General features: G+C 70.7%; 27 protein-coding genes and 1 pseudogene. 21 read left to right on the forward strand and 7 right to left on the reverse strand.

Features of this window, described 5'->3' with window-relative positions:
* The first annotated feature begins 25 nt into the window (after window positions 1-25).
* The 9 genes from ABEA24_RS34960 to ABEA24_RS35000 all read left to right on the forward strand — a co-directional run bounded on the left by ABEA24_RS34960 (window position 26) and on the right by ABEA24_RS35000 (window position 7898).
* Window positions 26-1393 carry an MFS transporter gene (locus ABEA24_RS34960; RefSeq protein WP_345436409.1) on the forward strand — a complete coding sequence of 456 codons (1368 nt, stop codon included), beginning with the start codon at window positions 26-28 and terminating at the stop codon, window positions 1391-1393.
* A gap of 76 nt (window positions 1394-1469) precedes the next feature.
* Window positions 1470-2228, forward strand: a complete 759-nt coding sequence (locus ABEA24_RS34965) for a helix-turn-helix transcriptional regulator (protein WP_345436411.1) — start codon at window positions 1470-1472, stop codon at window positions 2226-2228.
* Window positions 2225-3637 (forward strand): Fe-S cluster assembly protein SufB, encoded by a 1413-nt coding sequence (gene sufB, locus ABEA24_RS34970; RefSeq protein WP_345436413.1) that lies wholly within the window; start codon window positions 2225-2227, stop codon window positions 3635-3637. The genes ABEA24_RS34965 and sufB overlap by 4 nt, the downstream gene beginning before the upstream one ends.
* A 1-nt stretch (window position 3638) precedes the next feature.
* On the forward strand, window positions 3639-4757 hold the full coding sequence (gene sufD / locus ABEA24_RS34975) for a Fe-S cluster assembly protein SufD (RefSeq protein ID WP_345436415.1): 1119 nt from the start codon (window positions 3639-3641) through the stop codon (window positions 4755-4757).
* A complete protein-coding gene (locus ABEA24_RS34980; RefSeq protein WP_345436417.1) occupies window positions 4754-5068 on the forward strand; it encodes a non-heme iron oxygenase ferredoxin subunit in 315 nt (104 codons plus the stop codon). The genes sufD and ABEA24_RS34980 overlap by 4 nt, the downstream gene beginning before the upstream one ends.
* A gap of 5 nt (window positions 5069-5073) precedes the next feature.
* The gene (gene sufC, locus ABEA24_RS34985; protein WP_345436419.1) at window positions 5074-5823 is read left to right on the forward strand and encodes a Fe-S cluster assembly ATPase SufC; all 750 of its coding nucleotides are present in this window, start codon (window positions 5074-5076) and stop codon (window positions 5821-5823) included.
* A complete protein-coding gene (locus ABEA24_RS34990) occupies window positions 5820-7100 on the forward strand; it encodes a cysteine desulfurase (protein ID WP_345436421.1) in 1281 nt (426 codons plus the stop codon). Before sufC ends, ABEA24_RS34990 begins: the two co-directional genes overlap by 4 nt.
* A 34-nt stretch (window positions 7101-7134) precedes the next feature.
* On the forward strand, window positions 7135-7581 hold the full coding sequence (gene sufU, locus ABEA24_RS34995; protein ID WP_345436423.1) for a Fe-S cluster assembly sulfur transfer protein SufU: 447 nt from the start codon (window positions 7135-7137) through the stop codon (window positions 7579-7581).
* A complete protein-coding gene (locus ABEA24_RS35000) occupies window positions 7578-7898 on the forward strand; it encodes a metal-sulfur cluster assembly factor (RefSeq protein ID WP_345436425.1) in 321 nt (106 codons plus the stop codon). Before sufU ends, ABEA24_RS35000 begins: the two co-directional genes overlap by 4 nt.
* Window positions 7899-7904: 6 nt before the next feature.
* Here the strand turns inward: ABEA24_RS35000 and ABEA24_RS35005 are convergent, their stop codons facing one another.
* Entirely contained in the window at window positions 7905-8414 is a 510-nt protein-coding gene (locus ABEA24_RS35005; RefSeq protein WP_345436427.1) for a hypothetical protein, read from the reverse strand.
* 95 nt (window positions 8415-8509) lie between these two features.
* Between ABEA24_RS35005 and ABEA24_RS35010 the strand changes: the two genes are divergently transcribed.
* Both ABEA24_RS35010 and ABEA24_RS35015 read left to right on the forward strand, forming a co-directional pair.
* Window positions 8510-9094, forward strand: a complete 585-nt coding sequence (locus ABEA24_RS35010; protein WP_345436429.1) for an HD domain-containing protein — start codon at window positions 8510-8512, stop codon at window positions 9092-9094.
* Between the two features lie 20 nt (window positions 9095-9114).
* Complete coding sequence (locus ABEA24_RS35015; RefSeq protein WP_345436431.1) at window positions 9115-9597, forward strand: SRPBCC family protein; 483 nt, start codon at window positions 9115-9117, stop codon at window positions 9595-9597.
* A 212-nt stretch (window positions 9598-9809) separates the two neighbouring features.
* Here the strand turns inward: ABEA24_RS35015 and ABEA24_RS35020 are convergent.
* A pseudogene (locus tag ABEA24_RS35020) lies at window positions 9810-10127 on the reverse strand (SDR family NAD(P)-dependent oxidoreductase); the annotation flags it as partial.
* On the opposite strand from ABEA24_RS35020, the gene ABEA24_RS35025 reads away from it, so the two are divergent.
* Window positions 10126-11334, forward strand: a complete 1209-nt coding sequence (locus ABEA24_RS35025) for an RNA-guided endonuclease InsQ/TnpB family protein (protein WP_345436433.1) — start codon at window positions 10126-10128, stop codon at window positions 11332-11334. The pseudogene ABEA24_RS35020 and the gene ABEA24_RS35025 overlap by 2 nt on opposite strands.
* 186 nt (window positions 11335-11520) lie before the next feature.
* Here the strand turns inward: ABEA24_RS35025 and ABEA24_RS35030 are convergent, their stop codons facing one another.
* A complete protein-coding gene (locus tag ABEA24_RS35030) occupies window positions 11521-12066 on the reverse strand; it encodes a hypothetical protein (RefSeq protein WP_345436435.1) in 546 nt (181 codons plus the stop codon).
* A 133-nt stretch (window positions 12067-12199) separates the two neighbouring features.
* On the opposite strand from ABEA24_RS35030, the gene ABEA24_RS35035 reads away from it, so the two are divergent.
* From ABEA24_RS35035 to ABEA24_RS35045, 3 genes are all read left to right on the forward strand, one after another.
* Complete coding sequence (locus ABEA24_RS35035; RefSeq protein WP_345436437.1) at window positions 12200-13351, forward strand: sensor histidine kinase; 1152 nt, start codon at window positions 12200-12202, stop codon at window positions 13349-13351.
* 28 nt (window positions 13352-13379) lie between these two features.
* On the forward strand, window positions 13380-14018 hold the full coding sequence (locus ABEA24_RS35040) for a response regulator (RefSeq protein WP_345436439.1): 639 nt from the start codon (window positions 13380-13382) through the stop codon (window positions 14016-14018).
* A 124-nt stretch (window positions 14019-14142) separates the two neighbouring features.
* On the forward strand, window positions 14143-15342 hold the full coding sequence (locus ABEA24_RS35045; RefSeq protein ID WP_345436441.1) for an alpha/beta hydrolase fold domain-containing protein: 1200 nt from the start codon (window positions 14143-14145) through the stop codon (window positions 15340-15342).
* Window positions 15343-15473: 131 nt separating this feature from the next.
* Here ABEA24_RS35045 and ABEA24_RS35050 read toward each other — a convergent pair whose 3' ends face one another.
* The 4 genes from ABEA24_RS35050 to ABEA24_RS35065 all read right to left on the reverse strand — a co-directional run bounded on the left by ABEA24_RS35050 (window position 15474) and on the right by ABEA24_RS35065 (window position 19116).
* Window positions 15474-16679: an EAL domain-containing protein gene (locus ABEA24_RS35050; RefSeq protein ID WP_345436443.1), complete on the reverse strand. Its 1206-nt coding sequence runs from the start codon at window positions 16677-16679 to the stop codon at window positions 15474-15476.
* Window positions 16680-16816: 137 nt separating this feature from the next.
* Window positions 16817-17212: an ABC transporter permease gene (locus ABEA24_RS35055; RefSeq protein WP_345436445.1), complete on the reverse strand. Its 396-nt coding sequence runs from the start codon at window positions 17210-17212 to the stop codon at window positions 16817-16819.
* A 276-nt stretch (window positions 17213-17488) separates the two neighbouring features.
* Window positions 17489-18556, reverse strand: coding sequence for a DUF2330 domain-containing protein (locus tag ABEA24_RS35060; RefSeq protein WP_345436447.1), 1068 nt, complete (start codon window positions 18554-18556; stop codon window positions 17489-17491).
* Window positions 18557-18876: 320 nt separating this feature from the next.
* On the reverse strand, window positions 18877-19116 hold the full coding sequence (locus tag ABEA24_RS35065) for a hypothetical protein (RefSeq protein WP_345436450.1): 240 nt from the start codon (window positions 19114-19116) through the stop codon (window positions 18877-18879).
* Between the two features lie 290 nt (window positions 19117-19406).
* Here ABEA24_RS35065 and ABEA24_RS35070 point away from each other — a divergent pair, with 290 nt between their 5' ends.
* The 6 genes from ABEA24_RS35070 (at window position 19407) to ABEA24_RS35095 (ending at window position 26465) form a co-directional block, all read left to right on the forward strand.
* On the forward strand, window positions 19407-21005 hold the full coding sequence (locus ABEA24_RS35070; protein ID WP_345436452.1) for an ABC-F family ATP-binding cassette domain-containing protein: 1599 nt from the start codon (window positions 19407-19409) through the stop codon (window positions 21003-21005).
* Window positions 21006-21131: 126 nt separating this feature from the next.
* Window positions 21132-21344: a helix-turn-helix domain-containing protein gene (locus ABEA24_RS35075; RefSeq protein WP_141961196.1), complete on the forward strand. Its 213-nt coding sequence runs from the start codon at window positions 21132-21134 to the stop codon at window positions 21342-21344.
* Between the two features lie 121 nt (window positions 21345-21465).
* Window positions 21466-22239, forward strand: coding sequence for an enoyl-CoA hydratase/isomerase family protein (locus tag ABEA24_RS35080; protein WP_345436454.1), 774 nt, complete (start codon window positions 21466-21468; stop codon window positions 22237-22239).
* A gap of 102 nt (window positions 22240-22341) precedes the next feature.
* Complete coding sequence (bioB, locus tag ABEA24_RS35085; protein WP_345436456.1) at window positions 22342-23400, forward strand: biotin synthase BioB; 1059 nt, start codon at window positions 22342-22344, stop codon at window positions 23398-23400.
* Between the two features lie 149 nt (window positions 23401-23549).
* Window positions 23550-24344 carry an aldo/keto reductase gene (locus ABEA24_RS35090; protein ID WP_345436890.1) on the forward strand — a complete coding sequence of 265 codons (795 nt, stop codon included), beginning with the start codon at window positions 23550-23552 and terminating at the stop codon, window positions 24342-24344.
* A 207-nt stretch (window positions 24345-24551) separates the two neighbouring features.
* Window positions 24552-26465, forward strand: a complete 1914-nt coding sequence (locus tag ABEA24_RS35095) for an ABC transporter ATP-binding protein (protein ID WP_345436892.1) — start codon at window positions 24552-24554, stop codon at window positions 26463-26465.
* The last annotated feature ends 80 nt before the right edge of the window (window positions 26466-26545 follow it).

Consider the following 26545-nt stretch of genomic DNA (forward strand, 5'->3'; position numbering starts at 1 on the left):
AACGAATGCGGGCCAGCATCGGGGCATGGTCGCACTGGAATCCGAAACGCAGTCCCGGCCGCGCGCCGGTGCGCTGCCCCTGATCGCAATCTGCCTCGGCTACTTCATGGTCATCATCGACGCCACGGCGGTGAGCCTGTCGCTGCCCGCGCTGGGCCGTGATCTCGGAGGCGGGATGGGCGTCCTGCAGTGGGTGGTCGACGGCTACACGTTCACGTTCGCGACGCTGCTGCTGTCCGCCGGCGCGCTCGGCGACCGGGTGGGCCCCCACCGGGTGTTCTGCGCCGGACTCCTGCTGTTCACCGCCGCCTCGGCGGCCTGCGGGCTGGCACCGACCGCCGCCGCTCTCGTCGCAGCCCGGCTGGTGCAGGGCGCCGCGGCCGCGATCCTGGTGCCCTCGTCCCTGGCGCTGCTGCAGGCCGCCCACCCGGACCCGGCGGCGCGCGCCCGGGCCGTCGGCGTGTGGGCCGCGATCGCCGGGATCGCGGCCGCCTCGGGTCCGGTGGTCGGCGGGGTCCTGACCGAGGTGGCGAGCTGGCGCGTGGTGTTCTTCATCAACGTGCCGATCGGGCTGGTCGCCCTGCTGCTGACGGTCCGCCACGTCGTGCGGCCGGAGGGGCACGGCCGGCGGGGACTCGACCCGGGCGCGCAGGCCGCCGCAGTCGCCGCGCTCGGACTGCTGACCTTCGCCCTCATCGAGGCGCGGACCCGCGGCTGGCTGTCGCCGGCGGTCCTCGGCGGGCTGGCCCTCGCGGCGCTGGCGGCCGCGATCTTCGTCGCGGTCGAACGGCGGTCGGCGAACCCGATGCTGCCGCTGAGCCTGTTCCGGAGCCGGCCGTTCTCCGGCGGCAACGCGGTCGGGCTGCTGATCAACCTCGGCTTCTACGGTCAGCTGTTCGTCGTCAGCCTGTTCTTCCAGGACGTCCGGCGGATGAGCCCGACGATGGCCGGCCTGGCGCTGCTGCCGGAGGGGATCCTCGTCTCGGTGGCGTCGTTCCTGTCCGGGCGGCTGACGGGCCGGTCCGGAACCCGCCCGACGATGCTGATCGGGTTGTGCACGGGAGCGGCCGGGCTGCTCGCGCTCATGGCCGTGGGTCCGCGCACGCCGTACCTGCTGATCATGCTCGGGCTGATGGCGACGGGCTTCGGGATGGCGTTCACGATGCCGGCCGCCACCACCACCGTCGTCGAGGCCGCGCCGCCGGAGCGGGCGGGCGTCGCCTCGGGGGCGGTCAACGCGGCCCGGCAGGTCGGCAGCACGGTCGGCGTCGCCCTGCTCGGCACGCTGGGGGCCGGAGGCCGGCTCGCGGCGCCGATGGCCGGCGCGGGCGCGGCGTTCCTCGCCGGAGCCCTGGTCGTGGCGATCACCGTACGGGAGCGTCCGAGCAGGTGAGGCAAGGCTCACCTTAGTGATGCGGATTACCGGGATCCGTTTGTGTCGCGGGAAGGAATTAGGCCACACTGATGTTGTGAAATACGTGACCGAGACGACGAGCAGCGACCCGGCGGCCGCCGGCGTGCCCGCGCTCGGTCCGAACCACACCGAGCGCACCACCCGCGCCCGGGTGGCCCGACTGATTCTTGAATATGGTCCCATCAGCGCCTCGGCGCTCGGACAGCGGCTCGGGCTCACGCCCGCGGCCGTACGCCGCCACCTCGAGCACCTCCTCGCCGAGGGGATGATCGAGGAGCGGCGGAGCCGTCCGCAGTCCAGGCGCGGGCGCGGCCGTCCGGCCAAGATGTTCGTCATCACCGACGCCGGGCGCAGCGCCTTCGTGCACGCCTACGACGACCTCGCGGCCAACGCCCTGCGGTTCCTGGCCGACAAGCTCGGCGAGGAGGCCGTCGAGGAGTTCGCCCGCCGCCAGGTGAGCGACCTGGAGGCGCGCTACGGCGCGTCGATCCGGGACGTCCCGCCGCAGCAGCGGGCCCAGGCCCTCGCCGAGGCGCTGTCCGTGGACGGCTATGCCGCCTCGGCCGGCACCGCCCCGGCCGGCGGGCAGCAGCTGTGCCAGCACCACTGCCCGGTCGCGCACGTCGCGGCCCGGTTCCCGCAGCTGTGCGAGGCGGAGACGGCGGCGTTCGGGCGGCTGCTCGGCGTCCCCGTGCAGCGGCTGGCCACGATCGCGCACGGCGATGGAATATGCACGACCCACGTGACGTCACGTGAACTGACCGAAAAAACCGATAAGAACGACAAGCAGGACTCCGGAGGCACCTCCGCATGACTACGGCAGCCCATCCCGAGCTCGAAGGGCTCGGAAACTACAAGTTCGGCTGGGCCGACTCTGACGTGGCCGGCGCCTCGGCCCGTCGCGGGCTGTCCGATGAGGTCGTCCGCGACATCTCGGCGAAGAAGAACGAGCCCGACTGGATGCTCGACCTTCGCCTGAAGGGCCTGCGCCTGTTCGGTAAGAAGCCGCTGCCGACGTGGGGCGCCGACCTCACCGACATCGACTTCGACAACATCAAGTACTTCGTCCGGTCGACGGAGAAGCAGGCCGCGTCGTGGGAAGAGCTCCCGGCGGACATCAAGAACACCTACGACAAGCTCGGCATCCCCGAGGCGGAGAAACAGCGCCTGGTGGCCGGCGTCGCGGCCCAGTACGAGTCCGAGGTCGTCTACCACCAGATCCGCGAGGACCTGGAGCAGCAGGGCGTCATCTTCCTCGACACCGACACCGGTCTCAAGGAGCACCCGGAGATCTTCCAGGAGTACTTCGGCTCGGTGATCCCGGTGGGCGACAACAAGTTCGCCGCCCTCAACTCGGCCGTGTGGTCGGGCGGGTCGTTCATCTACGTGCCGCCGGGCGTGCACGTCGAGATCCCGCTGCAGGCCTACTTCCGGATCAACACCGAGAACATGGGCCAGTTCGAGCGGACGCTGATCATCGTCGACGAGGGCGCGTACGTCCACTACGTCGAGGGCTGCACCGCGCCGATCTACAAGTCCGACTCGCTGCACTCCGCGGTCGTCGAGATCGTCGTGAAGAAGAACGCCCGCTGTCGTTACACGACCATCCAGAACTGGTCGAACAACGTCTACAACCTCGTCACCAAGCGCGCCGTCGCCTACGAGGGCGCGACGATGGAGTGGATCGACGGCAACATCGGGTCCAAGGTCACGATGAAGTACCCGGCCGTCTACCTCATGGGCGAGCACGCCAAGGGCGAGACGCTGTCCATCGCCTTCGCGGGCGAGGGCCAGCACCAGGACGCGGGTTCGAAGATGGTGCACGCCGCGCCCAACACCTCCTCGACGATCATCTCCAAGTCGGTGGCGCGCGGCGGCGGCCGCACGAGCTACCGCGGCCTGGTCCAGATCCAGGAGGGCGCCGAGCACTCCAAGTCGACGGTCAAGTGCGACGCGCTGCTGGTCGACCAGATCAGCCGCTCCGACACCTACCCCTACGTCGACGTCCGTGAGGACGACGTCGAGATGGGCCACGAGGCCACCGTCTCCAAGGTCTCGGAGAACCAGCTGTTCTACCTCATGAGCCGCGGGCTCACCGAGGACGAGGCGATGGCGATGATCGTGCGCGGCTTCGTCGAGCCGATCGCGCGCGAGCTCCCGATGGAGTACGCGCTCGAGCTGAACCGCCTGATCGAGCTGCAGATGGAAGGAGCGGTGGGCTGACATGGGTCTGGAGACCAAACCGCTGTCCACCCTCCACGAGCACACGTCGTACGACGTCGACGACTTCGCGGTGCCGACCGGCCGCGAGGAGGAGTGGCGTTTCACCCCGCTGCGCCGCATCCGCGACCTGCACAAGGGCGCGGCCGCCGACGGCAAGGTGATCGTCGACGTGTCCGCCGCGCCCGAGGTCACCGTCGAGACGGTGTCCCGGGACGACGCGCGGGTCGGCAAGGCGTACGTCCCGTCCGACCGCGTCAGCGCGCAGGCGTACGCCTCGTTCACGCAGGCGACCGTGGTCACCGTGCCGAAGGAGGTCGTGGCCACCGAGCCGACCGTCCTGTCGCTGCGCGGCGAGGGCGGCGGCGTCGCCTATGGCCACACGACCATCGTCCTGGAGCCGTTCGCCCAGGCCACGGTCGTGCTGGAGCACACCGGCTCGGCCGCCTACGCCGACAACGTCGAGTTCGTCGTCGGTGACGGGGCCTCGCTCACGGTGTTCAGCCTGCAGAACTGGGCGCCGGACGCCGTGCACCTGTCGCACCAGCACGCCAAGCTCGGCCGCGACGCGCGGTTCAAGAGCTTCGTCGTCAGCCTCGGCGGCAAGGTCGTGCGCATCGCCCCGACCGTGGCCTACGACGCGCCCGGCGGCGACGCCGAGCTGTACGGCGTGTACTTCGCCGACGGCGGCCAGCACCTGGAGCACCGCCTGCTCGTCGACCACACGCAGCCCAACTGCCGCAGCCGCGTCGACTACCGCGGCGCGCTGCAGGACGAGGACGCGCACGCCGTCTGGATCGGCGACGTGATCATCCGGGCCGAGGCCGAGGGCACCGACACGTACGAGCTCAACCGCAACCTCGTGCTCACCGACGGCACCCGCGTCGACTCGGTGCCGAACCTCGAGATCCTCACCGGCGAGGTCGCCGGCGCGGGCCACGCCTCGGCGTCCGGCCGCCTCGACGACCAGCACCTGTTCTACCTCCAGGCGCGGGGCATCCCGTACGACACCGCCCGGCGGATGGTCGTGCGCGGCTTCCTCGGCCAGCTCGTCGAGAAGATCGACCTGCCGCAGATCCAGGAGCGGGTGCTCGCCGCGATCGACGAGGAGCTCGACCGATGAGCTTCACGCGTGCCTGCTCGCTGTCCGAGCTGCCCGAGGAGGGCGCGCTCGCGGTGGAGATCGACGGCACCCCGGTGGCGGTCGTCCGCACGGGCGACGACGTCTACGCCATGCGCGACGTCTGCTCGCACGCCGAGGTCGCGCTCAGCGAGGGCGACGTCTACAACCACACCATCGAGTGCTGGCTGCACGGCTCGTGCTTCGACCTGCGCACCGGCAAGCCCACCAACCCGCCGGCCACGCAGCCGGTTCCCACGTACCCAGTGAAGATCGAGGGCGACGACGTGTACGTGTCGCTCAAGGAGTCCTGAACACCATGGCCACGCTTGAGATCCGCGACCTGCACGTCTCCGTCGAGGACAAGGAGATCCTCCGGGGCGTCGACCTGACCGTCAAGGCGGGCGAGACCCACGCGATCATGGGGCCGAACGGCTCCGGCAAGTCGACCCTCGCCTACGCCATCGCCGGTCACCCGAAGTACACCGTCACCGGCGGCGAGGTGCTCCTGGACGGCGAGAGCGTCCTGGACATGAGCGTCGACGAGCGCGCCCGCGCCGGGCTGTTCCTCGCCATGCAGTACCCCGTCGAGGTGCCGGGCGTGTCGGTGTCGAACTTCCTGCGCACCGCCGTCACCGCCGTGCGCGGCGAGGCGCCGAAGCTGCGGGAGTTCTCCAAGGAGATGCGTTCGGCAATGGCCGAGCTGCAGATCGACCCCGCGTTCGCGCAGCGCAACCTGAACGAGGGCTTCTCCGGCGGTGAGAAGAAGCGCCACGAGATCCTCCAGATGGAGATGCTCAAGCCGAAGGTCGCGGTGCTCGACGAGACCGACTCCGGCCTCGACATCGACGCGCTGAAGGTCGTCTCCGAGGGCGTCAACCGGTTCCGCTCCGGCGACACGGGCGTGCTGCTGATCACGCACTACACCCGCATCCTCCGCTACGTGAAGCCCGACTTCGTGCACGTCTTCGCCGCCGGCCGCATCGTCGAGCAGGGCGGCCCGGAGCTGGCGGAGCTGCTGGAGACCGAGGGCTACGAGAAGTTCACGAAGGCAGGCGCGTCCGCGTGAGCATCGACGTCGAACGGATCCGGGCGGACTTCCCGATCCTGACCCGCACTGTCCGTGACGGGCAGCCGCTGGTCTACCTCGACAGCGCGAACACCTCGCAGAAGCCCCGCCAGGTGATCGACGCGATCGACGACTACTACGCCCGGCACAACGCCAACATCCACCGGGCGACGCACCAGCTCGGCGAGGAGGCGACCGAGGCGTACGAGGGTGCCCGGATCAAGGTCGCGAACTTCATCGGCGCGGCCAGCGAGACCGAGGTGGTGTTCACCAAGAACATCTCCGAGGGCATCAACCTCGTCGCCTACGCCATGGGCAACGCGGCCACGGCCGGACCGGAGGCGGAGCGGTTCCGCGTCGGCCCGGGCGACGAGATCGTCATCTCGGAGATGGAGCACCACTCCAACATCGTGCCGTGGCAGCTGCTCGCCCAGCGCACCGGCGCGACGCTCCGCTGGTTCGGGGTGACCGACGAGGGCCGCCTGGACCTGTCGAACATCGACGACCTCATCAACGAGCGCACGAAGATCGTCGCGGTCGCGCACCAGTCGAACGTCCTCGGCACCATCAACCCGCTGCGTCTCATCGCCGACAAGGCCCACGCCGTCGGCGCGCTGGTGCTCGCCGACGGCGCCCAGGCCGCGACGCACATGCGGGTGAACGTCCAGGAGCTCGGCGTCGACTTCTACGGAATCACCGCGCACAAGCTCTGCGGCCCGACCGGCATCGGGGCGCTGTGGGGCCGCGCCGAGCTGCTCGAGACGCTCCCGCCGTTCCTCGGCGGCGGCGAGATGATCGAGACGGTCGCGATGGAGCGTTCGACGTACGCGCCGCCGCCGCACAAGTTCGAGGCCGGCACGATGCCGATCGCCGAGGCCGCCGGGCTCGGCGCCGCCATCGACTACCTCACCGAGGTCGGCATCGACGAGATCGAGGCGCAGCAGCACGAGCTGCTCGCGTACGCGCTCAAGTCGCTCGCCGCGATCGACGGCCTGCGGATCATCGGGCCGGTCGACGTCGAGGACCGCGGCACCGCGATCTCCTTCACGCTGGAGGGCCCGGACGGGCGGGAGATCCACCCGCACGACGTCAGTCAGGTGCTGGACGCGCACGGCGTCGCCGTCCGCGCCGGCCACCACTGCGCCCGGCCGCTGCACAAGCGCTTCGGAGTGACCGCGAGCACGCGCGCGTCGCTGTACTTCTACAACACCCGCGAAGACGTCGACGCCCTCGTCGAGGGGCTGCGGGAGACGCAGAAATTCTTCGGCACGGCCTGACGTTGCACCGATCGGCCGTTTGGAAGGGAAGCAGATGCAGCTCGAGTCGATGTACCAGGAGATCATCCTGGATCACTACCGGAACCCACACCACAAGGGCCTCCGGGATCCGTACGACGCCGAGGTGCACCATGTGAACCCGACCTGCGGCGACGAGGTGACGCTGCGCGTCAAGCTGGACGGCGAGGAGATCGCCGACGTGTCGTACGACGCGCTCGGCTGTTCGATCAGCCAGGCCAGCGCGTCGGTGCTGACCGACCTGATCATCGGCAGGCCGGTGAAGGACGCGATGGTGACCGGCGACGAGTTCCTCAAGCTGATGCAGTCTCGCGGGCAGGCCGAGCCCGACGAGGACGTGCTCGAGGACGCCGTCGCCTTCGTCGGAGTGTCGAAGTACCCCGCCCGTATCAAGTGCGCCCTGCTCGCCTGGATGGCGTGGAAGGACGCGACCGCGAAGGCCATGGAAGGCAGCAACTCATGAGCGACACGAAGGCCGCCGAGGACGACGTCCTCGAGGCGATGCGGGACGTCGTCGACCCCGAGCTCGGCATCAACGTGGTCGACCTCGGACTGGTCTACGGCGTCAACATCGACGACGGCAACGTCGCCACGCTCGACATGACGCTCACGAGCGCGGCCTGCCCGCTCACCGACGTGATCGAGGACCAGACGGCGAGCGCCCTGGAGGGGCTCGTGGAGAAGGTCACGATCAACTGGGTGTGGCTGCCGCCGTGGGGTCCGGACAAGATCACCGAGGACGGGCGGGAGCAGCTGCGCGCCCTGGGCTTCAACGTCTGAGGCCGGTCACTCGAGGCCGGCGTGCCGCCGCCAGCCCGCCGGCTGCTGGGAGTTGGCGATCCACTGGTCGGTGTACCGCAGGACCGCCGTGAGGGCGTCGAGCGCACCGGCGGGCCCGCCGGTGCGCCATGACGTCTCCACGATCGTGTGCGCCCCGTGCGTGGTCTCGCACCGGCACGCGATGGTCAGGCTCGCGCCGAGCCGGCAGTGGTTCGGGTAGAAGTCGACCGTTTCCATCCGGATCGCCACCTCGAGCCAGTCGTCCTCGGCCTCATAGGTGTGACAGTCGTAGATCCGGTGCGCGGGCGGGTGCCACATCCACTGGCCGGGCCGTGGCCCGGCACCTGCCTCCGCGGCCGCCGGGGCCGGATGACGGGCGTGCCACTGGCCGGTCAGAGTGAGGAAGCGGGCGCGGATCTCCGCGCCGTCCCACGCCGGCCCGAAGATCTGGGCGAGCGGGAGCGCCCGGGGCCATATCCACACCGCGATGGCGTGATCGTCGGGCGGATTCCTCACTGTGTAATGATGCCGCGATCGTACGGCTTCGCGCACGCTCACGGGCGATCGAGACGACCTCGTGACGATGCCGGTGACTCGGAGGAAACGGCACAGTGGAGATCTTCACCAACTGGCGCACGTGGGACCAGGCCCGTGCCGCCCTGGCCTCGCGGCCGCTCGATCTGGCCACCCTCGATCGGGCCGCCGCCGCCGCGCTGCGCTGGCACGGCGAGCAGGCGCGACCCACCGGCGCCCCCTATGCCGAGCATCTCCTCGAAGCGCTGGAGGTGCTGGTCCGCGGCGTCGGCGTCACCGATACCGACGTGCTCGTGACGGCCCTGCTGCACGACGTGGTCGAGGACACCGCGGCGACGCTCGCCGACGTCGAGGCGGAGTTCGGCCCGGTCGTCGGGGAGCTGGTGGACTGGGTGACCAAGCCGCCGGTGCAGGGGAAGGCCGCCAAACGGGCCGCGAAGGTGTCCTACCTGCGCCGGCTGCGCGACGCGCCCCGCGAGGCGATCCTGGTCAAGCTCGCCGACCGGGTCAGCAACGTCCAGACCCTGGACCGGATGCCGCCGGACTTCCAGCGCCGCTACCACGCCGAGACGGTCACCTACATCGTGCCGCTGGCGGCGGGCGAGCCCTGGTTCGCCGGCTGGTTCGCCGACTGGCAGGAGCGATTCGCCCACCTGCGCTGACCATGCGGGATGATCACCCCATGCAACGCCAGTGGACGGTCGAGGAGAGCGTCGTCATCGACGCGCAGCCGGAGCGGGTGTACGAGGCGGTGGCCGACCCGCGCCGCATGGGGGAGTGGAGCCCGGAGGTCTTCGTGGTCTGGGTGCGCGGCCGCCGCGTGGTCCCCGGCCTGACGTTCGTCGGGTTCAACCGGATCGGACCGCGCATGTGGTTCACGAACTGCCGGGTCACCGAGGCGGTGCCCGGCAAGGCCTTCGCGTTCCGCGTGACGAGCTTCGGGATCCCGGTGGCCGTGTGGGGCTACCGGATCGACGAGGCCGGCGACGGGTCGACCCGGTTGACGGAGCACTGGGAGGATCTGCGGCGCGACAGCCGTGGAGCGGGGTTCGTCTCCCTCCTCGGCAAGGTTTTCACCGGCGTCCCCGCGGACGGGCGCGCCGACGTCAATCGGCAGGGCATGCGCACGACCCTCGCTGGAATCAAGACGGCTCTGGAGCGCTGACCAACCGGTGCACCGGGAACGCCGCGAAGCTCTGGGCCACGAGCATCAGCTCGATGACGTTGATGTTGACGTGGGCGGGTCCGAGGCCTGTGGCGAGCCCGGCGCTGTTGACCAGCAGGTCGACGTCGGCGAACCCGTCCGGCAGGGTAACCGGTCGCCTGCTCGACCGCCATCCTGTCCCGGACGTCGAGTTCGAGCGGGTGGACGCTGCCGGGGTGGTCGGCCGCTAACTCGGCCAGCAGGTCAGCCCCCCGCGCCGCCGCGACGACGCGCGCGCCGTCGGCCGCGAGACGACGGATGATCGCGGCTCCGAATCCGGTGCTGGCGCCGATGACGAATGCGGTCATGGTCACGGCGCTTATCGCTCCCCGAGGACCGCGTCGAGGAACTTGCCCAGCGCGCAGCGGGGGGGGAATTCGGATTCCGCCAGGAGCGGCCCGGCGTAGCCGGGACGGGTCCAAAAACGGAGTCCACCGGAATTCAACGAACCGCCTTACCCGCTCGTATCTCGTGTGTAAGGATGCGGGCATGCGGACGGCGTACAAGTGCCGGGCCTACCCGGACCCCGAACAAGCGGCGGTGTTCAGCCGCACGTTCGGGTGTGTGCGCTTGGTGTGGAACAAGACCCTGGCCGAACGCCACGCGGCGTATCACGAGCGGGGTGAGAAGACCTCCTACAAGCAGACGGATGCCGCGCTGACGGGGTGGAAGAAGACCGAGGATCTGGCGTTCTTGTCCGAGGTGTCGTCGGTTCCGTTGCAGCAGACGTTGCGGCATCAGCATGCGGCGTTCGCGAACTTCTTCGCCGGACGCGCCGAATACCCCCGCTACAAGAACCGCAACGCCCGGCAGTCCGCGCACTACACCCGCTCGGCGTTCCGGATGAACAACGGCGAGCTGCACATGGCCAAGACCAAGGGGCCATTGGCGTTCGTGTGGTCCTTCGACGACGTCGAGGTTTCCACGCTCAAGCCCACAATGGTCGTCATCTCCCGGGATCCGGACGGCCGCTGGTATGCGACGTTCGCCATCGATACCGACGCCCCCGAGCCCATGGACGAGGCCGTGCACGCCGTCGGCGTCGATCTCGGCGTGAAGGACTTCGCGGTGACCAGCGACGGGGATCGGATCGCCAACCCGCGACATCTGGAGCGCAAGGCTCGTAATCTCGCCCGGTATCAGCGGCGGATGGCCCGTCGCGAGCGTGGGAGCATGAACCGGCGTAAGGCCAAGGCCAAGGTCGCCCGCGCCCATCGCAAGGTCCGCAACGCCCGCGCCGACTTCCTGCACCGCCTCAGCACGAACCTGGTACGCCGGGCCGACACCATCGTGATCGAAGACCTCGCGGTCAAGAACATGGTCAAAAACCGGAAGTTGTCGCGGGCGATCTCCGATGCGGGATGGGGGGAGTTCCGGCGGCAGTTGGAGTACAAGGCCGAACGCGCCGGGCGCACGCTCGTGGTGATCGACCGCTGGTACCCCTCTTCCAAGACCTGCTCGGTCTGCGGGCACCTGCTGGCCAAGCTGTGTCTTTCCACCCGGCACTGGACGTGTCCGGGCTGCCGTACCCGGCACGACCGGGATATCAACGCGGCCAAGAACATCCTTGCGGCTGGTCGAGCCGTAGCCGGGGACGACCCCGGCGATGTCTGTGGAGCTGGTGTCAGACGGCAAGGGCTCTCCCTTCCGCAGTCGGCGCTGAAGCAGAAACCCCGCGCTGTGAGGCGCCCGGCGTAAGCCGGATCGGCCGCGAGGCCGTTGGGAATCCCCTTCTTTAAGGAGGGGAAGAAGTCAACGTCGTCGTGTCCCGCGGGGGCCGATTGACACGCTGGCCGTCGCCCTCAAGACGCCGGCGGCGCTGGCCAGAAGCGCTCCCGAAGACGCCGAGGTCGGGTGAGCCGCGACCGGCCGAGCGCCAGGACGTCAGCGGGAGGCCTTCTTCGGTTTGGCGGGCCAGATCGTGTAGGTGATCGGCCACAGTGCCCAGATGCCGAGGACGACCGTGAGACGGCTCAGCCAGTCGTGCAGCGCGGCCGTGCGGCCCGTGTCGCCGACCAGGGCGATCGCGCCGAGGAGGAGGGCGCAGGAGATCGCCCAGGCGATGACGGCCTTGCCGAACTCCTTCCACTCGTGGCGGGCGCGCGCCCTGCCGTGGCGGGGCGGCCTGCTCGGCGACGGCCCGCCCGCGAACCGGTGCGCGAACCGCTCGTCGGCCCAGCGGATCATTCCGTGGCCGAACGCGACCGAGAAGCCGAGGTACGCGGCGGCGAGGCCGTGGGCGAAGCCGGCCGTCGCGCCCCGGCGCAGGTCGACGACCGTGGCGGTCAGCAGGGCCAGGTCGGTGAGCGGCACGCAGATCAGCAGCGCCGCGCCGAGTCTGGGCCGGCGGGCGACGTAACGGGTCAGCAGCCCCATGAGCAGGAACAACCAGAAGCCGACCTCACAGCCGGCGATGATCACGAAGAGCACGGTCCCATCGTCGGCCGGGCGACCGCGCCGGGCACTCGTCGCGCGTGATGAATCCGGGGTCCTCCTTTCGATGTACGCGCCGATCGGCCCCTGGCCGGTGCCGCGGCCGCTGCGGGGATGGTGTGATCGACCCATGCGATGGACGACGCGGCAGGACGCGTTGCTGGCCACCGCCGCGCTCATCGGGGGCGCGGTGATGCTGGCCGCCCACTCCTATGTCCATTGGCCCGGGCGGCCCGATGCCGGACCGCTGTGGCGGGCGATCCCGCTGCTCGGCGTGTGCGCGGCGATGCTCTTCCGCCGTACCGCGCCGATGGCCGCGCTCGCCATCGCCACGCCCGCCGTCGTCGCCGACGCCGTCCTGGGGACGAGCTTCCCGACCGTCGCGATCTTCACCGACGCGCTCTACGCGGGGACGCTGTACGGACCGGCCGCCGCTCCGCGCCGCCTGCTGACCGGGACCGGAGCGGTCACGCTGGCGCTCACCGGGGTCATCAGCCTGCTCGACGCCAGCAGCCCCGGCACGATCGTCACCAACCTGGCGAGCCTTGCCCTGGTGCTCGTCGTGCCGGTGCTCACCGCGATGGTCGTCCGCGAACACCGCGACCGGGCGGAGGCGGAACGCGTGCGCGCCGAGCAGGTCGCCCGGCTGGCCGAGCTGGACCGCCGGGAGGCGGTCGCCGACGAGCGCGCGCGGATGGCACGGGAGCTGCACGACGTCATCGCCAACCACCTCAGTGCGGCCGCCCTGCACTCCTCGGCGCTGCTGTCGGTGCCGGACATGGACCCCGCGGCCGCACGGAGAGCGCTGGAGGTGATCAGAGAGAACAGCGTGCAGGGACTCGCCGAGATGCGCCGCATGATCGGGCTGCTGCGCGGGAGCGGGGACGCCGCTCCCGCGGCGCGCCCCCGCCTCGGCGACGTCGCCGTCCTCGTCGAGCGCACCCGGCGGGACGGCCTCACCACGCGTATCACCACGGACGGCGAACTCGCGGACCTCCCGGCCGCCGTCGAACTGGCCGCGTACCGGATCGTCCAGGAGTCGCTGACCAACGTCGTCAAGCACGCGGGTGACGGTGAGGCGGCGGTCGCGATCACGCACGGCCGGGACGCGGTCACCATCACCGTCGACAGCCCGCTCGGCGGGACGACGACGGGGGTTCCGGGGACCGGCACGGGTCTCATCGGGATGCGCGAGCGGGCGTCGCTGCTCGGCGGCTCGTTCGCCGCCGGCCGGGACGGCGGCCGGTGGCGGGTCCACGCCCGGCTCCCGGTCGGCGGGTGAAGGAGATTCGGTGGGTGAAGGAGAGAGGATGACCATCCGGGTGCTGGTCGCCGACGACCAGGCGGCCGTACGGGCCGGGCTCGTGCTGATCCTGGGTTCCGCGCGCGGCATCGAGGTCGCCGGTGAGGCCGCCGACGGCCGGGAGGCGGTCGCCATGGCCCGTGAGCTCCGTCCCGACGTCGTTGTCATGGACGTCCGGATGCCGCGCCTCGACGGCATCGCGGCCACCCGGGAGCTGGCCGGCGTCGCCGACGTGCTCGTGCTGACCACCTTCGACCTCGACGAGTACGTGTTCGGCGCGCTACGGGCCGGCGCCGCCGGCTTCCTGCTGAAGGACACCGACGCGAACCGTCTCGTCGAGGCCGTACGGCTGGTCGCCGCCGGGGAGGGCTTCATCGCGCCTGGGGTCACCCGGCGGTTGATCTCCGCCTTCGCCGCCACCCGGCCGCCCGCCGCCACCGGACCGGTCGCCGGGCTCACCCCACGGGAGCGCGACGTGCTGGCATGCCTGGGGGAGGGGTTGTCCAACCAGGAGATCGCGGCCCGGCTCGCCATGGCGGAGACGACGACCAAGACGCACGTCAGCCGCATCCTCGCCAAGCTGGGGCTGCGCAGCCGCGTCCAGGCGGCGATCTACGCCCAGGAGATCGGCCTGACCTCCGCCTGAGGCACGATCGCGACGACCCGCCCGGCCGGAACCCGTCACCGGCCGGCGTGTGGCCGTGGTCACGTTGTCGGCACGGGCCCCGTGGTGGATGGTGAAACCGGCAGACCCTCGCCTCGGAGGCACGATGCCGTACGCTCTCCTCGCCTCGGGCGTCCTCGCGCTGCTGACCACGGTCAACGCGCTGTGGCCACGCCGGGGGCGCCTCCTGCTGATCCCCGGCTTCTTCACCGCGTGGCTCACGATCGAGCTCGCGCCCTGGGTCCTCGTGATCGAGGCGGTGGTCACGGCGCTCATCGCCGGCGCGGGAGGTCTCGCGGGCCCGGCCGGCTGGGCGGGGCTCGCCGCGACCGTCCTCGGCTGGGCCGGACTGGCGGTGGTCATGGCGCGGGCGCGGCGGACGACGGTGACCGTCCGGGAGTGGAGCGCCGAACTGGAGCTCGACCCGGGGGAGCGGGCACCGGCGTTTCCCCGGTCCCACGTCGTCCTCCCCTTCCTCATGACCCGCCGCGCCGGGGTGACGCGGACCCGGGACATCGCGTACGGGGACGAGCCGGACATGCGGCTCGACGTCTACCGGCCGTCGGAGCCGGGGGAGCGCCGCCCGGGGATCATGGAGGTGCACGGCGGGGCCTGGATGATCGGGAGCAAGCGGGAGCAGGGCATCCCGCTGCTGAACCATCTCGCCGCCAACGGCTGGGTGGGCGTCAACGTCGACTACCGGCTCAGCCCGCGCGTGAAGTTCCCCGACCACCTCATCGACCTCAAACGGGCGATCCGGTGGTACCGCGAGCACGCTGAGGAGTACGGGGCCGACCCGGACTTCCTGTGCGTCACCGGCGGGTCGGCGGGCGGCCACCTCGCCGCCCTTCTCGCGCTCACGCCGGGCGTCCCGGAGTACCAGCCGGGGTTCGAGGACGTCGACACCACCGTGCGGGCCGCCGTGACCTTCTACGGCGTCTACGACATCGGCGACCTGCTGGACGGCTCGAAGACGTTCGCGTCCGCCATGGAACGCCACGTCATGGGCGTACGGCGGGCGGAGGACCCCGAGGCGTACGAGAAGGCCTCACCGGCACACCGGATCAACGCGGACGCGCCGCCCTTCCTCATCGTTCACGGCAGTCTGGACACGCTGGTGCCGGTGGCGCAGGCGCGCTCCTTCGCGGAGCGGCTCAGGGAGGTGTCGGCCGCCCCGGTGCTGTACGCCGAGATGAAGGGCGCCCAGCACGCCTTCGACATCTTCCCGTCGTACCGCACGGCCCGCGTCATCGAGGGCGTCGAGCGTTTCCTCACCTCGGTGCGGCGGGCCGGGCACCCCGTCTGACCTCGCGGCGTGGGCGTCAGCGCTCGAGTGGCGCCGGCGCCTGCACCTGAGCGGCGTCGGCGTCTGCGCTCGAGCAGCGTGGGTGTCTGCGCTCGAGCGGTGCCGGCGTCTGTGCTCGAGCGGCGTGGGTGTCAGTGCTCGAGCGCGGACAGGCTGCGGATCAGGTCCCCGACCCGCGCGATGCCCAGGCAGCGCCCGACCTCGTCGATCACCACGAGGTCCTCGTAGACGCGCTCGGCGTCGTTGCCCGCCGCGCGGAGGGCCGCGATCGCAGGAACCGTCCGAGGGACCGGCCGGGGTGCGTCGGCGAGCCGCGCGGCCGGCTTGTGGGCGTGCAGGGCGTGGCCGTATGCACCGGCGAGCCGGAGCAGGAACCGGGTGCGGTCGACCGTGTGCCGGGGGCGCTGGGCCTGGTCGACGAGTACGACGCTGCCGGTGGCCGGGTCCGCGTTGAACACCGTGAGGACCTCTTCGGCGGTGGCCGTGTCGGGCATGACCGTCGCCGGCATCATGAACTCCGTGACGCGCGGGCCGAGCCGGTCGCGTTCGGCGTCGCGCGATCCGACCGGGACGTTCACCGGTACCCCGGGCAGCCACTGCGGAGACGCCAGCAGCGGTCCCTGCGCGAGCCGCACCCCGCGTCCCCGCAGGTGAGTGAGCTGATCGTCGGAGACCACGCCAGGGGCGAGCACATGACCGCCGATGCGGCGACCGAGTGCGACCAGAGCCTCGGCGACCGCGGAGCGCCGGGGGTCCGCGGCGGCCCGCCGGGTCACCTCGGGCCCGAGCATCAGGATCGTCGGGGCGATGTCGGCGACGAACCGCGTCGGCAGGTCGCCCGCCTCCACGGCGAGGAGGTACCCGCCCGAGCGGAGTCCGCCCAGCCGGGCGGCGGCCTCGTCGAGCGACATTCCGGCGAGGTCGCCCGTCACCCCGACGATGACGCCGCCGGGGCGGCGGCCCAGGCTCGCCAGCGTCCGGTGCAGGCGTTCCATCGGCCGGTCGTAGGCGAGCGTGCCCATCCGCAGGAGCAGTTGGATGGGGAGCAACGTCTCCCGGCGGGACAGGGAACGGGCGGCGAGGATCGCGCAGTCGACGTCGAGATCCGGATCGAGGTTCGGGGGACCGGGCACGGAGGGCGCCACGGCGACGACGGTTCCGGCGTCGAGGTCGACGATGGGGTGGAAGGTGACGTGTGCCGTAGGCGGGACATCTGAATGCCCCGTGTATGCCGGAGGCGGGACGTCCGGGCGCGCCGCGTGCGTCGGTCGCGGGACGTCCGGACGCCCCGCGAACGCTGATTCCTGGCCGCCGGGGGCGGCGGCGAAAGCGGTCACGGAACCATTCTGCGACCTCATCCACGCCTGTGGACGCCTCTGACCTCACTATTCATCGGAAATTTCACAGTTTGCCGCTGTTCCGATATCGGGCGGGGTCATGTTGTGATAGTTGGCCTTCCGTAACCCCCCGGGGGTCAGTACGTGCGGTTGAGCATCACGATCGACAGGAAGTAGGTCACGCCCGCGACGGCGGCGAGGCCGGCGAGAAGGTCGATCTGCGCGCCCCGCAGCGCCTGCACCAGCATCGCCGCGACGATCACCCCGACGAGCACGTCACCGGTCATCGCGGCGGCGCGCAGATGGATCCCCGAGCGCCTGCCGACTCCGAACGCCTCGTGTGTGGTGAGGACCGACTCGCCCCGGCGGTAGGCCAGCAGCGCCCCGTAGCCGAGGAGCACGGCGAACCCCACCAGGCCCGTCGACATGTGCCCCCGGGCCGCCTCGGTGGCTCCGATCGCCACACCGGCGGCGACGGCGAGCGCTGGTGCGATCCACCGGCCCGCGCGCCGGCGTTCGGGAGCGATCCACATGCCCGACATCCTCCCACCGGGTCGCCGTTCCCAAACCGACGGTGACGAAAATGGCGATCACCGGTCAGAACGCGACGAACGGTGTCTTTCTCGACCAGCCAACCCCGACCGACCTCCGAGTCCTACCCGACCAGCCAACCCCGACCGACCTCCGAGTCCTACCCGACCAGCCAACCCCGACCGACCTCCGAGTCCTACCCGACCAGCCAACCCCGACCGACCTCCGAGTCCTACCCGACCAACCAACCCCGACCGACCTCCCGGGCGAGCCCCCGGTTACGACGGTGCCGGGACGCGTCCGCGCCGTGCGCGCCCCGAACGCCGGGCCGCCACCACGACCACCGCCACGGCCACGAGCACCACCACGGGCGTCCCGAGCAGCCACAGGAAGGCCGGCAGGCCCAGGAACGTCACCAGGCCGCCCTGCACGTAGTCCACCTGCCGGTACGGCGTGTCGGCGGTGTAGCCGAAGGTCAGGTCGTCGGTGAAGTCGGCCGGCGGGATCCCCTGGCGCACCACCTCGGTCAGGAACGCCCCGCCGCCCAGCAGGCTGCGAAGGCCGGGGGAGGAGACCTGTGCGGGGCTCACCCGGCCTGCGTACGTGGTGAACAGCCCGAGGCCGCGGACGGTGACCCGGTGCGGCGCGAGGACGTACAGGTGCACGGCCTGGGGCGTTGCCGCCAGCCGGGACAGCCGGATCGGGTAGACCGGCGCGGCGGTCGTGAACTTGATGCGCAGCGGATCGAGCTCACCGGTGAGCGGGCCGCTCTCGGGGGCGAGCCTGATCGCCGTGTAGGTCCACCGCCGCGCCACGTACGGCTGGAGCGCCTGGGCGAGCCGGCCCTTCAGATGGTATCCGTGGGCCGTCAGCCAGGACGCGAGCGCGTGTGAATCGCCGGCCGACAGGGTCGTCACCTCGAAGGGGCCGAGCCGCTGCTGCCCGAGCACCCCCACCCTGCCGCCCGGGCCCGGTGCGGGGGCGCCCGCCATCCGGTCCGGGCCGAGACGCGGGAACCAGTGCCTGCGCTTCACCACACGGGGTTCGGTGAGGCCGTCGAGCTGCTCGAACCAGCCGCGTTCGCCGAGCGTCACCGTGGCGCGGGCAGGGGTCGGCATCAGCCACGCGGCGTCACGGGCGCTGGACCGCACCGACAGGCGCATGACGATCTCCTCCGCCGAGCCGTCGAAGCGGACGATGGAGGTCTCCTCGGCCACGTTGACCCCGGAGTCCGTCGAGGTGATGAGCGCTCCGCAGCCGCAGGCCCAGGACGGTCGGACGACGCCCAGTGCGGCCGCGGCCACCACGAGAGGGACCAGGAGCCGGGCGACTGATCTTCCACGCATGCCGGCTCAGACGTGGGCGGCGTCAGGACGGTTGCGGGCCGCGGATCACGATCCGGACTCGGCGCGGCACGCCCGTCAGGGGGCGGGGGGTCAGTAGGGGAGCACGCGTCCGGAGGGGGTGCGCAGGTCGAGTTCGGCGGCCGGGGTCGGACGCGGGCGTTTGACCTTGATCTGCTGGATGCGTCGCATCGGACGATCTCTCCTCGGAGGTCAGGGGATGGAAACGGTCGATATCCACTCTCACCGCGGGAACGGTGCGCGACTACGGGAGGACTCCCCGTATGGGTACGTGTTCCCGGGGTGCCGGGCCGGGATATGAGTCACTCCCGGCCCAGCCGCCGCAGGAGTACCGCACGCCGTTCCTCCAGCCGATCGAGGAGCGCCTCCTGCTCATCGGCGTTCTCGATCATCGCGGCCCGCTCGGCCGGATCGGTCGGGTCGTCGTCCCGTTCGCCGATCCGACGGCGCATCTCCTCCAACTGCGGGCGGATGGACGCGATGTCCTCCTCCACCAGCCGGAGCTCCTCCTCCAGGTCCTCCCTCGACCGATCGTCGGCCATGTCGCGGCCCCCTTTCCCCCTCGGGCGGTCCGCCGGGTGCGGCGGACCGGTCGCCGTACACGCTTCCCCTGATCGCGGCCGCCACACGTGGAAGATCATCGAGACAGGCTCGAGTTCGGCCCGCCGGAGGCCGGCGATGCCGGGATCTTCGGCGCCGTCCCTTACACTGAGGGCATGCTTGCGAGCTGATCAGGCGCTCCACGGGCGCGGCCGGGCCGTACGGGGCCTCGGGCGGCGCCCTTTTCGTCGTCCCCGCCTCTCCCAGCCCGCCCCCCAGGAGCGTTCTCACTGTGATCACCGCCCGTGACATCGAACTTCGCGCCGGTTCCCGCCTGCTGCTCGAGGGAGCCACATTCCGCGTCAACCCCGGCGACCGGGTCGGCCTGGTCGGCCGTAACGGCGCCGGCAAGACGACGCTCACCAAGGTGCTCGCCGGAGAGGGCCTGCCCGCCGCCGGTGAGGTGACGCGGTCCGGCACCGTGGGCTACCTCCCGCAGGATCCCCGCACCGGCGACCTGGAGGTCCTCGCCCGCGACCGGATCCTGTCCGCGCGCGGCCTGGACGAGGTCATCAGGGACATGCGCGCGGCCGAGGAGAAGATGGCGACGACCGAGGGCGCCGAGCGGGACAAGGCCGTCCGCCGGTACGGCCGGCTGGAGGACCGGCTGCACGTCCTCGGCGGCTACGCCGCCGACGCGGAGGCCGCCTCCATCGCCTCGAGCCTGAACCTTCCGGACCGGGTGCTGGGCCAGCCGCTGCGGACGCTCTCCGGCGGTCAGCGCCGCCGGGTCGAGCTGGCCCGCATCCTGTTCTCCGGGGCCGACACCCTCCTGCTCGACGAGCCGACCAACCACCTCGACGCCGACTCGATCGCCTGGCTGCGCGACTTCCTGAAGTCGCACCAGGGCGGGCTGATCATGATCAGCCACGACGTCGGCCTGCTCGACGCGGTCGTGAACAAGGTGTTCCACCTCGACGCGAACCGCAACGTCATCGACCTCTACAACGTCGGCTGGAAGACGTACCTGACCCAGCGGGAGACCGACGAGCGGCGCCGCAAGCGCGAGCGCGCCAACGCCGAGCGCCAGGCGGGCACCCTGCAGGCCCAGGCCGACAAGATGCGGGCCAAGGCGACGAAGGCGAAGGCCGCGCAGCAGATGGAGCGCCGCGCCCAGCGCCTCCTGGCAGGGGTCGAGGACGAGCGTCAGGCCGACAAGGTGGCCAAGATTCGGTTCCCCGCGCCGGCTCCGTGTGGCAAAACGCCGCTCATGGCACGAGCTTTGTCCAAATCGTACGGTTCGTTGGAAGTCTTCGCCGATGTCGACCTAGCGGTTGATCGGGGCAGCCGAGTGGTCGTCCTGGGCCTCAACGGCGCGGGCAAGACGACCCTGCTGCGCATGCTCGCGGGCGTCGAAAAGCCCGATACGGGCGAGCTTATCGACGGGCACGGCCTGCGCCTGGGCTACTACGCGCAGGAGCACGAGACCCTCGACGTCGACCGTTCCGTGCTGGAGAACATGCGGTCCGCGGCCCCCGACCTTCCGGAGGTCGAGGCGCGCAAGATCCTGGGCTCCTTCCTGTTCACCGGGGACGACGTCGACAAGCCCGCAGGCGTGCTCTCCGGGGGCGAGAAGACCCGCCTGGCCCTGGCCACTCTCGTCGTGTCCAGCGCCAATGTGCTGCTGCTCGACGAGCCGACGAACAACCTCGATCCGGCGAGCCGCGAGGAGATCCTGGCGGCCCTCCGCACCTATGCCGGGGCCATCGTTCTGGTGACCCACGATGAGGGTGCGGTGCACGCGTTGCGACCGGAAAGAGTGATCTTGCTTCCGGATGGTGTCGAGGACATCTGGAGTGACGAATTTTCCGATCTCGTGGCACTTGCCTGACCTGCAGCGCAACCTTGACACAAGGAAGCAGATCTTTTCTGGCGTAGTGGGTAGCCGATCGCGCGCGAATGTCTGATCATGGCTGGGGATAACGCAGCGGTCACCGCATCACTACGGGAGGTACTCGTGGCCGAGACCCTAAAGAAGGGCACCCGCGTGACCGGTGCCGAGCGAGATAAGTTGGCGGAGCAGTTGAAGAAGCGCTACGACTCCGGCGAGAGCATCCGTGCTCTGGCTGCAGCAACCGGACGGTCGTACGGCTTCATCCACCGCATCCTCACCGAGTCCGGCGTGAATCTGCGCGGACGCGGTGGGGCCACCCGCGGTAAGAAGTCCTGACGGACTAGCTCCCCCCAACTCTCGGCGCCGGACCGCATGAGAGGCCACCGTGCCCGACCCGCTAGGGTCGGGCACGGTGGCGGGCCTTTTCCGCCACGACGCACACGCCGGAAGGAGCGTCATGGCGGACTCACCGCTCACCGCAGGCGAGCTCGAACGAGCCGGTCTGCGACTCGACGTCGACGACGCCGTGGCGACGATCACTCTTGCCCGGCCCGAGCGGCGCAACGCCCTGACCTACAGCACGTGGCGGACGCTCGCCCGGATCGGCGAGACGTTGCCCGACGGTGTGCGCGTCGTCGTCGTGCGCGGCGACGGGCCGTCGTTCTCCGCAGGGATCGACCTGCGCCTGTTCAGCCCGGAGGGCGTTCCGGGAGAGGACACCTTCGGCCCCCGCGACGAGGAGTTCATCGCCGGCCTGCAGGCCGGGTACCTCTGGCTGCGCCGCCCCGACATCGTCTCCATCGCCGCCGTCCACGGGCACGCCATCGGCGGCGGTTTCCAGCTCGCGCTCGCCTGCGACCTGCGCGTGGTCGCCGACGACGTGAAGTTCGCCATGAAGGAGCCCGCGCTCGGCATCGTCCCGGACCTCACCGGCACCAAGCCGCTCGTCGACATCGTCGGCGTGCCCCGGGCCCTGGAGATCTGCCTGACGACCCGTACGATCTTCGCCGACGAGGCCGCCCGCCTCGGCCTGGCCGAGCTGGTCGTGCCCGCCGCCGAGCTCGACTCCGCGGTGACCGACCTCGTCGCCGCGATCCTGCAGGTCAAGCCGGAGACGGCGGCCGCGACCAAGCGTCTCCTGCGGCAGGCCCCGCACAACACCCTCGAGGAGCAGGCGGCGGCCGAGCGCCGCGAGCAGGTGACCCTCCTGGGCGACCTGATCGGCTCCTGAAGTGCGCGGCGGCGTCAAGTAGACCGCGTCTACAAGCCACGGTCCGCCCTGTTGTGCCGGTGGCTGTTCCGCGCCTCGAGCGCCACACGGCAGACTCACCCCATGGACGATCTCGTGGATCCGATCGTGGCCAAGGCGATGCGCCGGGAGGCGCCGACCCGGGACGAGGCCCGTACGGTGCTCGCCGTCTCCGACGCGGGCACACTCGAACTGATCGCGGCGGTCGGGCGCGTACGGCGGAAGTTCTTCGGTGACCGGGTCAAGCTCAACTACCTGGTCAACATGAAGAGCGGCCTGTGCCCGGAGGACTGCTTCTACTGCTCGCAGCGCAAGGGGTCCGACGCCGACATCCTCAAGTACTCCTGGCAGGACACCGAGGAGATGGTCAGCGCGGCCGACAAGGCCGTCGCGCGCGGCGCCCGCCGGGTGTGCCTGGTGGCCAGCGGCCGGGGCCCGGCCCAGCGGGACATCGACCGGGTCAGCGAGGCCGTCAAGGAGATCGCCTCCCGTGACGTCGAGGTCTGCGTGTGCCTCGGCCTGCTCAAGCCGGGCCAGGCCGAGCAGCTGCGCGAGGCCGGGGCGTTCGCCTACAACCACAACCTCAACACCAGCGCCGACCGCTACGGCGACATCTGCACGACCCACGGCTTCCAGGACCGGGTCGACACGGTCAACGACGCGGCGGCGGCCGGGCTCTCTCCCTGCTCCGGAGCGATCTTCGGCATGGGGGAGGGCGACGAGGACGTCATCGACGTCGCCTTCGCACTCCGTGACCTGAGTCCGGACTCGGTGCCGGTGAACTTCCTCATCCCGTTCGAGGGCACGCCGCTGGCCCGGAAATGGGAGCTGACGCCGCTGCGCTGCCTGCGCATCCTCGCGCTGTTCCGGCTCGTCTTCCCGGACGTCGAGGTGCGGCTCGCCGGCGGGCGGGAGATCCACCTGCGGAGCCTGCAACCGCTCGCGCTGCACGTGGTCAACTCGATCTTCCTGGGCGACTACCTCACCAGCGAGGGGCAGGCCGGCGACGACGACCTGCGGATGATCGCCGACGCCGGTTTCGTCGTCGAGGGCACCGAAGAGCGCCAGGACCCGGAGGCCCGGCACGATCTCGTCGCCATCCGTGACCGGGGGATAGGGACCGACAAAGAGGGCAATACCTGACGGTCCGCCCCTCGGCGGCTGAACCGGCCCCGGCCGGAGGCGCGTTCCGGTCGGGGCCCTACCGTGTAGGGGCAAGACCACAGACGACAAGGGAAGGACCCTTCTTCGTGACCACCGTCCCGACCGTGACCCTGAACACCGGTGCCGCGATGCCGCAGCTGGGGTTCGGCGTCTGGCAGATCCCCGATGAGGAGGCCGTCTCGGCGGTCCGCACCGCCGTCGAGGTCGGCTACCGCAGCATCGACACCGCGGCGGCGTACGAGAACGAGGAGGGCGTCGGCAAGGCCATCGCCTCGTCCGGGATCCCCCGCGACGAACTGTTCGTCACCACGAAACTGTGGAACGCCGACCAGGGGTACGACCGCACGCTGCGGGCCTTCGACCGGAGCCTGGACAAGCTCGGCCTCGACCACGTCGACCTCTACCTCGTCCACTGGCCACTCCCGGCCAAGGACGCCTACGTGGAGACCTGGAAGGCCCTCGAGAAGGTGTACGACGAGGGCCGCGCCAGGGCGATCGGCGTCTCGAACTTCCAGATCCCGCACCTGCGGCGGCTCATCGAGGAGACGGACGTCGTCCCCGCCGTCAACCAGATCGAGCTGCATCCGTACCTCCAGCAGGAGGAGCTGCGGGCGTTCCACGCCGAGCACGGCATCGCGACGGAGGCCTGGAGCCCGCTCGCCCAGGGCGGCACGCTGCTCAAGGACGACGCCGTCACCCGGCTGGCGGCCGAGCACGGCAGGACCCCCGCGCAGATCGTCCTGCGCTGGCACGTCCAGATCGGCAACGTGGTGATCCCCAAGTCGGTGACGCCGTCCCGCATCCGCGAGAACATCGAGGTCTTCGACTTCGAGCTGAGCGACGACGACCTGGCCGCCATCGCGCGTCTCGACCGCGGCGAGCGCACCGGGCCGGACCCGGACACCTTCAGCCTCGGCGCGTGACCGGCCTCGGCGCACCGGCGCCGTAGGTCCTCGGCCCGAGCCGCACTCGGGCGTATGGCCGATGGCGCGGCCCTCGCGAATGGCGCAGGCTGTTCGTGAGGGCCGCGATCGGCGTTCTGGAGGGTGGGAATCAACCGCCGGTCCGGTACGTTGTCGCGGACGCTTACATGATTACGTGCTGAACCCAACGGGAGGGTCGCCGTGGGCATGCCGGACAACGGCTGGATGATGATGGCGTCGTTCCGCCGCGACAAATCCGTCGTCAAGGAGCGGTTGAAGGCCGGGACGGTCCGGCGCATCGCCGGTTACGCCCGCCCCTACATCCGCGAGCTCATCCTGTTCCTGGCCCTGAACGCCGTCGCCGCGGTGATCGTCGTGGCCAATCCGCTGCTGCTCAAGTCGATCATCGACAAGGGCATCGTGCCGCACAAGAGCGGCGTCGTCCTCGGCCTCGCCATCGCGGTCGGCGGCCTGGCCCTGGTCGAGGCCCTGATCGGGCTCGCCCAGCGGTGGTACTCCGCGCGCATCGGCGAGGGTCTCATCTACGACCTGCGCACCCAGGTCTTCGACCACGTCCAGCGCATGCCGGTCGCCTTCTTCATGCGGGCGCAGACGGGTTCGCTGGTCAGCCGGCTCAACAGTGACGTCATCGGCGCCCAGCGCGCCCTCACCACGACCCTGTCGTCGGTCGTCTCCAACGTGATCAGCCTGCTGCTCGTGCTCGGCACGATGTTCCTGCTGTCCTGGCAGGTCACGTTGATCGCGCTGGTGCTGACGCCGATCTTCATTTTCCCAGCCAAGTGGGTGGGGCGGCGGCTGCAGAAGATCAGCCGGGAGCAGATGCAGCTGGACGCGGAGATGAGCTCGCTGATGACCGAGCGGTTCAACGTCGCCGGCGCGATGCTCGCCAAGCTGTACGGCCGCCCTGAGGAGGAGTCGGCGGGGTTCGCCGACCGGGCGCGGCGGGTGCGCGACATCGGCATCATCTCCGCGATGTACGGGCGGGTCTTCTTCACCGCGCTGACCCTGGTGGCCTCACTCGCCACCGCCATGGTGTACGGCGTGGGCGGCTCCCTCGTCGTGAACGGCGGGTTCCAGCTCGGCACGCTGGTCGCCCTGGCCACGCTCCTGACCCGGATGTACGGCCCGCTGACCGCGCTGTCGAACGTCCACGTCGACGTGATGACCGCCCTGGTCAGCTTCGACCGCGTCTTCGAGGTGCTCGACCTCAAGCCCATGATCGACGAGAAGCCGGACGCGGACCCGCTCGCCGCGAACGACTCCAGGTCGGCCGAGGACGGTGGCGGCGCGGCCCCGGCGATCGAGTTCGACGACGTGGTCTTCAGCTATCCCGCGGCCTCCGAGGTCTCCCTCGCCTCGCTGGAGTCGATCGCCCGGGCCGACACCGCGCCGAGCCGCGAGGTGCTCCACGGGGTGAGCTTCCGCGCCGAACCCGGAACGATGACCGCTCTGGTGGGGCCCTCGGGGGCCGGGAAGACGACGATCACCCAGCTCGTGTCCCGGCTGTACGACGTCACGGAGGGCGCCGTACGGATCGGCGGCCAGGACGTCCGCGACGTGACCCTGGAGTCGCTGCGCGGCACCGTCGGCATGGTCACCCAGGACGCGCACCTGTTCCACGACTCGATCCGCGCGAACCTCGAGTACGCCCGGCCCGGCGCCACCGACGAGCAACTGGCCGAGGCTCTCCAGGCCGCGCAGATCTGGGACCTCGTCGCGAGCATGCCCGACGGTCTCGACACCGTCGTGGGGGATCGGGGCTACCGGCTCTCCGGCGGGGAGAAGCAGCGCCTGGCCATCGCCCGGCTGCTGCTGAAGGCCCCGTCCGTCGTGGTGCTCGACGAGGCGACGGCCCACCTGGACTCCGAGTCCGAGGCGGCCGTGCAGCGGGCCCTGAGCACCGCGCTCGCGGGGCGCACGTCGATCGTCATCGCGCACCGCCTGTCGACGATCCGCGAGGCCGACCAGATTCTCGTGATCGACGACGGCCGCGTCGCCGAGCGGGGCCGGCACGAGGAGCTGCTCGACGAGGGTGGCCTGTACAGCGAGCTGTACGACACGCAGTTCGCCCGGCAGAACATCCCCGACGCGGTGCACTGAGCGACCGTACGCCCCCGGGGAGCGGGACCGGCGGGCGTACAACCGCCGATCCCGGGTAGACGATCTCATCGAGCACCTGT

Origin of the sequence: Actinoallomurus vinaceus (assembly GCF_039542055.1) — a bacterium.
Classification (GTDB): Bacteria; Actinomycetota; Actinomycetes; order Streptosporangiales; family Streptosporangiaceae; genus Actinoallomurus; species Actinoallomurus vinaceus.